The sequence below is a fragment of the Pseudomonas sp. genome (assembly GCF_037994325.1).
GTDB lineage: Bacteria > Pseudomonadota > Gammaproteobacteria > Pseudomonadales > Pseudomonadaceae > Aquipseudomonas.
This window is the reverse complement of record NZ_JBBNAH010000468.1, coordinates 1-9684: the sequence shown is the minus strand read 5'-3', so window position 1 is coordinate 9684 and position 9684 is coordinate 1. Positions and strand designations below refer to the sequence as shown.

The 9684-nt window shown below is 58.3% G+C and carries 9 protein-coding genes; all 9 read right to left on the bottom strand.

Features of this window, described 5'->3' with window-relative positions:
• The coding region (locus tag AAAB16_RS15755; RefSeq protein ID WP_340664171.1) for an acyltransferase at window positions 1-309 on the bottom strand (309 nt) is incomplete at its 3' end.
• A gap of 228 nt (window positions 310-537) precedes the next feature.
• Window positions 538-2568, bottom strand: a complete 2031-nt coding sequence (locus tag AAAB16_RS15750; protein WP_340664170.1) for an acyltransferase family protein — start codon at window positions 2566-2568, stop codon at window positions 538-540.
• A gap of 130 nt (window positions 2569-2698) precedes the next feature.
• Entirely contained in the window at window positions 2699-3532 is an 834-nt protein-coding gene (galU, locus tag AAAB16_RS15745) for a UTP--glucose-1-phosphate uridylyltransferase GalU (RefSeq protein ID WP_340664169.1), read from the bottom strand.
• 143 nt (window positions 3533-3675) lie between these two features.
• On the bottom strand, window positions 3676-4698 hold the full coding sequence (gene galE, locus AAAB16_RS15740) for a UDP-glucose 4-epimerase GalE (RefSeq protein ID WP_340664168.1): 1023 nt from the start codon (window positions 4696-4698) through the stop codon (window positions 3676-3678).
• 18 nt (window positions 4699-4716) lie between these two features.
• Window positions 4717-5736 (bottom strand): NAD(P)-dependent oxidoreductase, encoded by a 1020-nt coding sequence (locus AAAB16_RS15735; RefSeq protein WP_340664167.1) that lies wholly within the window; start codon window positions 5734-5736, stop codon window positions 4717-4719.
• An 82-nt stretch (window positions 5737-5818) separates the two neighbouring features.
• Window positions 5819-7228 carry a mannose-1-phosphate guanylyltransferase/mannose-6-phosphate isomerase gene (locus tag AAAB16_RS15730; RefSeq protein WP_340664166.1) on the bottom strand — a complete coding sequence of 470 codons (1410 nt, stop codon included), beginning with the start codon at window positions 7226-7228 and terminating at the stop codon, window positions 5819-5821.
• 20 nt (window positions 7229-7248) lie between these two features.
• On the bottom strand, window positions 7249-8406 hold the full coding sequence (locus tag AAAB16_RS15725; protein ID WP_340664165.1) for a glycosyltransferase: 1158 nt from the start codon (window positions 8404-8406) through the stop codon (window positions 7249-7251).
• Window positions 8403-9449, bottom strand: coding sequence for a glycosyltransferase family 1 protein (locus AAAB16_RS15720; protein ID WP_340664164.1), 1047 nt, complete (start codon window positions 9447-9449; stop codon window positions 8403-8405). Before AAAB16_RS15720 ends, AAAB16_RS15725 begins: the two co-directional genes overlap by 4 nt.
• A gap of 55 nt (window positions 9450-9504) precedes the next feature.
• Window positions 9505-9684, bottom strand: a 180-nt coding sequence (locus AAAB16_RS15715) for a hypothetical protein (protein ID WP_340664163.1), incomplete at its 5' end; no start/stop codon positions are given.

Here is a 9684-nt window from a genome sequence, read left to right as displayed (position 1 = left end):
GGCCGGCAAATACAGCCAACCGACCACCAACAAGGTCGCACAGAGCAGCAGCAGGGCGGGAATGATGCGGCGTGCACGGGACAGATAGAAATCAAAAATCGAAAAGACTTTCTGCCCGGCGGCGTGTTTCTCCAAGCTGGAAATGATGATGCCGGTCATCAAGAACCCAGAAATCACGAAGAACACGTCAACCCCGACGAAGCCCCCGGAAAACCCCGTAACGCCAAAGTGAAAAAGCACTACTGAAACAACGGCCCAGGCTCTAAGGCCATTAATGTCCGTTCTAAAACCTTTGCTTGTGCTGCTCATTTTTCTGCCTGTGAAAGCCCCCCATAGCGTTGGAGGGGCCGGGACGGTGGCGTGAGAGATCCAGTGCCATGATCGGCACCCTAATGCGCCTGCTTGCGCCTGAAGCTATGAACGTTGGCAGAAGGATTTGGCTAACTTATTTTTCTCAACGCCCAAGGCCAAACAACCTTGGGGCTGGATACCGGTGTGGCGGCCATGGCCACACCGGTAGGCAGGCGTTGCTAACGCCTAGTTTGGCGCCGCCACGGAGGGTGGCGAACCGGCCAGGTCTGGCTTACTTTTGAACACTTCACGGAACAGCGGCACTAGCAAATTGCTGCCGCGCTCGCTGAGATGATCGTCGTCGACATACAAGGGTTGCCCTTGGATATCTTCACCTTCACAGCGTCCGTCGCGGCACAGGTAGGGCAGGGGGTCGAGGATCTTCACCCCGCAGCGCGCCGCGGCCATATCTTGGGTTTCCCAGACAAAGGCATTGCGTTCACGGTACTCGGCCATCGAGATCGACACCTCAACGTGTTTGCCCTGCATCATTGCCCGGCCCATGGTTTTCGGTACGTCCACCTTGAGCTCCGGAATCGGCCGCAACATATACACCGGCCGGCTTTTGGCGAACTCGCAGGCTGACGCGATGATGCCTTCGCGGATGTCACTCAGGTATTGCTCGGAGCGCGAGGCGTACGGTTGGTTGAAGTACAGGTACGGCACATCCCGTTGGCGCACGCGCTCGGGTTCATTGGGCCCGAAGACATAGAGCGAGGTGCGGTTGATGATGATCAGTGGCGCCTTGCCCAGTGCGCTGTCGCTGCTGCTGGTTTGCTCTTTGTTCTGGATATAGTCACCACAGCTGTACGTCAGCTGGGTGGTGGCTTTGACCCCGGCGATGGTCGGGCACTGCGCCATGGTCCAGTCCAGCACATGTTGTTCAGCGTTCGGTAGCGAGCGCTCGACAGCACGCACCATCGCTGCAGCGTGGCTGTCACCGACCACAATCACGCCCAGTTCGTTGCCGCCATAGGTGCATTCAGCTGACTTGGCAAAACCGTTGGACAGGCACTCGTCCTTGCGCGGGTTCTGATTGTTTGCCTCGGCGAACACCGCATCAATTTGCCCCGGCAGACGCCCCGGCACCCCGTGCTCGCGCAAGATACTCACGCTGGGCCCGATGACCAGCACCAGGCTGCCGACCAAGGCCAGCGAGGTAACAGGTTTGCGCAGGCCGGTCAGCACATTGCGCGCCGGTTTCTCGATGTATTGGTACGACAAACCACCCAACACCAGCGTCAGCACCAAGCCCACGGCGATAGCGGCCGGCGAGTTGTCCAATTGCAGATAAACCAGGCCGACCACCAATGGCCAGTGCCACAGGTACAGCGAATAGGAGCAATCGCCCAACCACTGGGCAGCGGGGGTCGAAGTCCACAGCGATGCCTGGCGGGCTGCCAGCAGTATCAGCATGGTGCCGGCCACCGGCACCATCGCTCGCCAACCCGGCCACATGCTGTAGGCGTCGAATAGCACCACCGAGCCAATCACCATGGCCAGCCCTGCGCTTTCCACCAGGCGTTGGCGCCACGCCGAGAGGGTTACGTGGCCAGCCAGCAGGTACACCAGGCCGCCGGCAAACATCTCCCACGCGCGCGTCGGCAGCAGGTAGAACGACGCCGAGGTTTTGATTGGGGTGAGGTACAGGCACAGCGCTAGCGAGAGCACCAAGCCCGAGGCCGTGACCAGCAACTGAGCAGGGCGACCGGGTTTGATTTTCCACACCGCCCAGAGCGCCACCGGCAGCAGCAGATAGAACTGCCACTCCACCGACAACGACCAGGTATGCAGCAATAGCTTGTCGTGGGACGCGCTATCGAAATAGCCGTCTTCACGCCAGAACACCATATTGGAAACAAACGACAGCGAGCTGGTGATATGGCGGCCAAGCATCTGGTACTCGGTGGCCGGCAGAACTTTCCAACCCACAACCAGCAGTACCGCGCACAACACCAGCAGTGCCGGAATGATGCGCCGCGCTCGCGACAGGTAAAACTCGAAAATCGAAAAGGCTTTTTGCGTGGCTTGTTGCTTTTCCAGGCTCGAGACAATGATGCCCGTCATCAAGAAACCGGAAATTACGAAGAACACGTCTACCCCAACGAACCCTCCGTAAAAGCCGCTAACACCAAAGTGGTACAGCACTACTGAAACAACGGCCCAGGCTCTAAGGCCATTGATGTCCGTTCTGAAGCCCTTCCTAGCGTTGGTCATTGATGTCTCAAAAGACCACCCTTCCATGGGGTGGCCGCGGACGTGACGCAAGAAAGCAAGTGCTTGGCTCAGCACGCTCGCGCTTCCTTGCGCTTCGATCCCCGATGGTTAGTAGGTGTTTGTTGCTGCCTTACTTGCCTTTGAGGTACAGCTCTTCGAAACAGAAATTGGTGGCTTCCACGTAGCCTTCTGCGCTGCCGCAGTCGAAACGTTTGCCCTTGAACTTGTACGCCAGCACACAGCCCGCTTTGGCTTGTTTAAGCAGGGCGTCGGTAATCTGGATTTCGCCGTTTTTACCCGGCTCCGTATCGGCGATCAGGCCAAAAATATCCGGCGTGAGAATGTAGCGGCCGATGATTGCCAGGTTTGACGGTGCATCTTCAGGTTGCGGCTTTTCCACCATGCTGTGCACACGATAGAGGTCGTCGCGAATCATCTCGCCGGAGATCACCCCGTACTTACTGGTTTGATCTGCCGGTACTTCCATAATGGCCACGATAGAGCAGCGGAACTGATTGTATAGCTTGATCATCTGGGTAAGCACGCTGTCGCCGTCCAGATTGATACATAGGTCATCTGCCAGCACAACGGCGAAGGCTTCATCACCAATCAATGGTTGGCCGCAGAGAATCGCGTGGCCCAAACCATTCATGGCCACCTGGCGGGTGTAAGAGAACGTGCACTGGTCAATCAGCTCGCGGGTGCCGGCGAGAAAGTGCTCTTTGGCGGTGCCGCGAATCTGGTGTTCCAGCTCGTAGCTGATGTCGAAGTGGTCTTCCAGCGCGCGCTTGCCACGGCCGGTGACGATGGCCATATGTTGCAGGCCGGCGTCGCGGGCTTCTTCAACGCCGTACTGAATCAGCGGTTTGTTAACGATGGGCAGCATTTCTTTGGGCATGGCTTTGGTGGCCGGCAGAAAACGCGTGCCGTAGCCGGCTGCCGGGAACAGGCATTTGCGGATCATAAGAAGCTCCTAAGTAGTTACGCGGGGCGTAGGTTGGGTTGAGCGAAGCGAAGCCCAACATGGATCTGCACGCGGAGCCCTTCGGGCTCCATGTTGGGCTTCGCTTTCAGCTCAACCCAACCTACGTCGTCCGATGTGATGTGTTAGTGCGCATATCCCTGCGGGTTGGCCGATTGCCAACGCCAGGTGTCGCTCATCATTTCGTCAAGGCCACGCTCGGCTTTCCAGCCAAGCTCGGTGGCGGCTTTGTGCGGGTCGGCCCAGCACTCGGCAATATCGCCGGGGCGGCGCGGCACCAGTTGGTAGGGCACCGCTTGGCCACTGGCGTGTTCAAACGCCTTAACCATTTGCAGCACGCTGTAGCCCTGGCCGGTGCCGAGGTTCCAGACGTTCACGCCGCTGGTGCCGGCAATGGTTTGCAAGGCTTTCAGATGGCCGTCGGCGAGGTCTTCAACATGGATGTAGTCGCGCACGCCGGTGCCATCCACGGTCGGGTAGTCGTTACCAAATACCGACAGCTGTTGCAGTTTGCCGATGGCCACCTGGCTGATATAGGGCAGCAGGTTATTGGGGATGCCGTTCGGGTCTTCGCCGATCAAACCGCTGCGATGGGCGCCCACCGGGTTGAAGTAGCGCAACAGGGCGATACTCCAGCGCGGATCAGACGTGGCCAAGTCCTGCAGCATCTCTTCGACCATCAGCTTGGAGCGGCCATACGGGTTGGTCGGTATGCCGGTGGGGAAGTCTTCGCGAATCGGCATTTGCGTCGGCTCGCCGTACACAGTGGCGGACGAGCTAAACACCAAGCGATAGATACCGGCAGCGGCCATGGCCTGGGCCAGGGTGACGCTACCGGCGACATTGTTTTCGTAGTAATCGAGCGGCTTGCGCACGCTTTCGCCCACTGCTTTCAGGCCGGCAAAGTGCAGCACGGCGCTGATTGGCTTGGAGGCGAACAGTTCATCGAGCAAGACCCGGTCACGGATATCGCCCTGAATAAACTCGGCGCTTTTGCCGCAGATTTTTGCCACCCGTTGCAACGACTCTGGCGAGCTGTTGCACAGGTTATCGAGTACCACCACGTCGAAGCCTGCTTGCAGCAAGGCCAGGGTGGTGTGCGAGCCGATGTAGCCGGCACCGCCGGTGACTAATATGGTTTCGCTCATAGGGCTTGCCACCTGTACTTAGCGCCACTCATCCGGGCAACTGGTTTTCCAGTCAGCAAAGGCCGTGGCCAGGCTGTATTGGTAGGGGTAGCCGTTTTCCACGAGAAAGTGCGGCAGCACGTTGTTCGAACGCACCAGCTTGCGAATACGCACCGGGCTGAACGGGTGCTTGATGCCCAAAGGCCGGGCAATCGCATCAATGCTATAGGCCACGCCCAGCAGCAGCGGGTAGGGCACCGCCGGCACCTTGCGTTCGATAGCGGCCACGCTGCACACGGTTTCCACGTACTCGGAAATCGATGGGCCGGGGTTCATGGTCATGTTGAACAAGGAGAAGTGGCCGCCCTGTTCTTTTTGCCGCGCCAACACCCAGAGCATCGCCGCGCACAGTTCTTTTACATAGGTGCCGGCTTTACGCGTGGTGCGGTTGCCCATGTAGAAGAAGTAACGCTTGATCACTGCCTTGACCAGGCGCGATACGTTGCCGCCTTCGCCGGGGCCAAACACCACGCCGGGGCGCACGATCACCAGGTGACGGTTGGCCTTGTCGGCGGCCAGCCAGGTTTGGTGAATCTTTTCCGCAGCGAGTTTCGAGCCGCCGTAAGCGGTGGCGGGAACGGGCAGGGTGCGTTCGTCTTTCTGTTCTTCGCTCGGGCCGTAAGGGGAAATCGAGCTGGTGAAAATCACATCCTGGCAACCCACCTGCTCGGCCCAGGCCGTTACGTTTTCGGCGCCCAGCAGGTTGGTTTCGTAGTACTCGTAGTCTTCATGGCCGGGCTCACGGTGCACGGCGGCGAAGTTGGCGATCAGCGCCACGGTTTCTTCCGGTTTCCAGCTGATGGGCTGGCGCACGTCGCCGTTTACTTCGACGATCTCGGCGCTTTCATGCACCAGGCGCGCACGGTAGGGGAAAGGTTTCTGGGTGACCTGCTCTTTGTCGAACAGGTAGACCTTGTCGTAACCACCTTGGGCTAAGAGTTGTTTGGCGAAGAACACGCCAATAAAACCCGAGCCACCAAAAATCACGGCACAGTTCATCTGTTCCATCCTTAATCAAGTAGTGCGAGGGCCGCAGGCCGGTGCGGGGGCACCGGCGCGGCTACGGACAGCGCGGGGGAGATCAGGCGCGGCCGTATTTGTCTTCGAAACGCACGATGTCGTCTTCGCCCAGATACGGACCGGATTGCACTTCGATCAGTTCCAAGGGAATGACACCGGGGTTTTCCAAGGCGTGGATCTGACCGATGGGGATATAGGTCGACTGGTTTTCGGTGACCAAAAAGGTGGTGTCGCCGTTGGTGACCTTGGCCGTGCCGCTCACCACAATCCAGTGCTCGGCGCGGTGGTGGTGCATCTGCACCGAGAGCTTGGCGCCGGGTTTCACGGTGATGCGTTTAACCTGGTAGCGGTGGCCGTCGTCGATGGAGTCATACACACCCCATGGGCGGTACACCTCACGGTGGTTGATGTGCTCTTTGCGGTCGCCTTCTTTCAACTGCTCAACGATTTTTTTCACGTCTTGCACGTTATTTTTGTGCGCCACCATGATCGCGTCTTTGGTTTCGACCACAACCAGGTCTTCAACGCCAACGAGGGTCACCAGGCGGCTATCAGCGTGCACATAGTTATTGCTGCTGCTGTGGTGCAGCACATCGCCTTTGAGCACGTTGCCGCGTTCATCCTTCTCGCTGACGTCCCACAGCGCCGACCACGAGCCGATATCGCTCCAGCCCGCATCCAGGGGCACCACCACGGCGTCGGCGGTTTTTTCCATTACCGCGTAGTCGATGGAGTCATCCGGGCAGGCGCCAAATTCGGTGGCACATACGCGGGTGAAGTGCAGGTCTTGCTGGCCGCCGGCCAAGGCTTTTTTGCAGGCCTCAAGAATGGCCGGCTGGAAGCGCTCAAGCTCTTGCAGGTAACGGCTGGCACGGAACAGGAACATGCCGCTGTTCCACAGGAAGTCGCCGCTCTTGAGGTAGTCGGTGGCGGTGGCCAGGTCCGGCTTCTCAACAAACTGGCTGACGGCAAAACCGCCTTCGCCGGCTGCTGCGCCTTTTTCGATATAGCCGTAACCAGTTTCCGGGTGACTCGGCACGATACCAAAGGTCACCAGCTTGCCGGCGTCGGCCAGGGGCAGGGCGGTGTTGATCGCAGCGTGGAAGGCTTCCACGTCTTTGATCAGGTGGTCGGCAGCCAATACCAGCAGCACCGGGTCTTGGCCATCGGCTACCGCTTGCAGCGCTGCCAAGGCAATGGCGGGCGCGGTGTTACGGCCAACCGGCTCAAGGAGGATATTGGATTTTTCCATATCCAACTGGCGCAGTTGTTCAGCGGCGAGAAAGCGATGCTGCTCGTTGCAGATCAGGCGCGGCAGGGTGATATCCAGGCCCTTCAAACGGGCGATGGTGGCCTGCAGCATCGACAGTTGCGAATCAGCCAACTGCAGAAATTGTTTAGGGTTCAGTTGGCGCGACAGTGGCCACAAACGTGAGCCAGAACCGCCAGCCATAATGATGGGTAGAAGCATGGTAGACCTCCTTGTAGCTGTCATTCGGTAAGCGCGGGCTGGGCAATGGCCGGGGCGGCGCTGCGTGGCAGGGCTGGGTTGTTCAGGCGCAAGGCTTCATCGACAAAGGCGCTGATGCGTTGCTTGAAAATACTCTTGTCGAAGGTGGCAGCGTGGGCATGCAGGGTTGCCGGGTCAAAGGTGACCGTGCCGTTTTCGACCTTTTCGATGGCCGCAATCAACGATTCCACCGTTTGTTCCGGGAACAGGATACCGGTCTTGCCGTCGATAACCGTCTCTAGTGCACCCCCTTTACCGTAGGCGATAACCGGAGCGCCTGCCGCCATGGCTTCCACCGGCACAATGCCGAAGTCTTCCATGCCGGGGAACACCAGGCCACGGCAACGTTGCAGCAGGTCTTTGATTTCCGGGAATGGCTGGCGACCGAGCAGCTTGATATTGGGCTTGGCGATGGTTTTCAGCTTCTCAAACAGCTCGCCTTCGCCGACCACTACCAGCGGCAGGCCCAGCTTATTGAAGGCTTCCACGGCCAGGTCAGCGCGCTTGTACGCGACCAGTTGGCCCAAGCACAGGTAGAAGTCACCGCGAGTTTCGGTGGCGACAAACTCGGTGGTGTTTACCGGCGGGTAAATCACTTCGGCGTCGCGACGGTAGAACTTGCGAATACGCTGGGCGACGAAATTGGAGTTGGCGATGAACTGGTCAACGCGATCGGCCGACAACCGGTCCCACACCCGCAGCCAGTGCGAGACAAATGGGAACAGCGTACGAATCAGGCGGCCGGCGCCGGACAGGTACTCGTGGTACATGTCCCAGACATAGCGCATTGGCGAGTGGCAGTAGCAGATATGCACGGCGTCAGGGCGGGTAACCACACCTTTGGCTGGGCCAGATTCGCTGCTGAGGATCAGGTCGTACGCCGACAAGTCCAGCTGCTCCAATGCCATCGGCATAAAGGGCAGGTATTTCTGGTAGTGCTTTTTCGCACCGGGCAGGCGCGAGATAAACGTGGTGTTGATGGTGCCGGTAAAGGTACTCGGCAACGCCTTGCGGACAACGTCTTCGTTGCACACATGGATAAACAGGTCAGCCTGCGGGAATAACTCGACGAGCGCCGAGCACACTGCTTCGCCGCCACGGTTGCTGAGCCACCAGTAATGGATGATTGCAACTTTCATTGGAACTCCCGAATTACCTGAAGAACACCGTTTGCAGAAGCTTGCCAACTGAAGCGCGCGACGTTCGCACGCCCCTTTTCGGTCAGGCTCTGGGCCAGGGCAGGGGTGGAAATAAGCTGTTCGATCTTGTCGGCAATATCATTGATATCGCGTGGGTCGCAGTACAGCGCCGAGTCGCCACATACCTCAGGCAAGCTCGCCGCGTTGGCAACAATCACCGGGCAACCACAGGCCTGGGCTTCCAGCGGTGGAATGCCAAACCCTTCGTAAAACGAGGGGTAGATAAAGGCTGCTGCGCCGCTGTACAGATCAATCAGCTGCTCGTCGGACACCCGCCCGAGCAATTTGATCCGATTATCGGATTCAATTTTTTTCACCAAGCCTGGGTCGGCAAAATTCTTGTTTAGCGAGCCGACGATATAGAGCTTATGGCTGTTCTGTTTCAGCAAGCTGAACGCACCGATCAGGCCATGGAAATTCTTCTGCTGGTTTAGCGAGGACACCGCCAACAGATAGGGTTCTTCGGCTTCTTTGCTTTGCGCTTGGAACAGCTCGGATACCGCGTTGTAAACCACCACCACCTTGCTCGGTGGGGTTTTGTAGATCTCGCAGATTTCCCGCTTGGAAAACTCGCTAACGGTGATGACTTTCAGCGACGTGCGAATGGTCCAGGGCGTTGCCAACTGGTAGGCCTTGCGGAACTTCCAGGAGAAGTTTTCCGGGAAGCGCTCAAAGGCGATGTCATGCAATGTGGAGATTTTGTTGCGGTAAAACAGCGGCGCGGTGTTGGCCAGGTTGACCAGCAACGGCGAGCCGTTTTTCTTTAAAAACAGCGGCAGATCAATCTGCTCCCAGGCATGCCCGGTGCGGCTACCAATCACCTCGGCGCCCAAGGCAGCGGCGGCCTCGTGTTGCACAATATTGTGCGGGGTTACAAAGCGCACATCCGGCAGCAGCTTCTTGAGTTGCAAGCTGATTTCCAGGGAGTAGCGCTGTACACCAGTGATCGACTGCGTCAGAAAACGGGCATTTATGTAAATCAAATTTCAGATCCTTCTATGCCCATGGGGGTCGATTGCGGCACATGCACAGGGGTGGTCAGATCTTGTTGACGTGCAACGGATCGAGCTTGCCCGAGAGCAAATGCTTAAACGCCAGCAGGTTGCCTTTCAGGCGACCGGGGAAGTCTTTGATGCGCACCATCAGCAGGGTTTTCACCACGTTGGCGGTGATGTTTTTCGACATCAGCAAACTGGCTTTGCCGTAGCTCATGGAGCC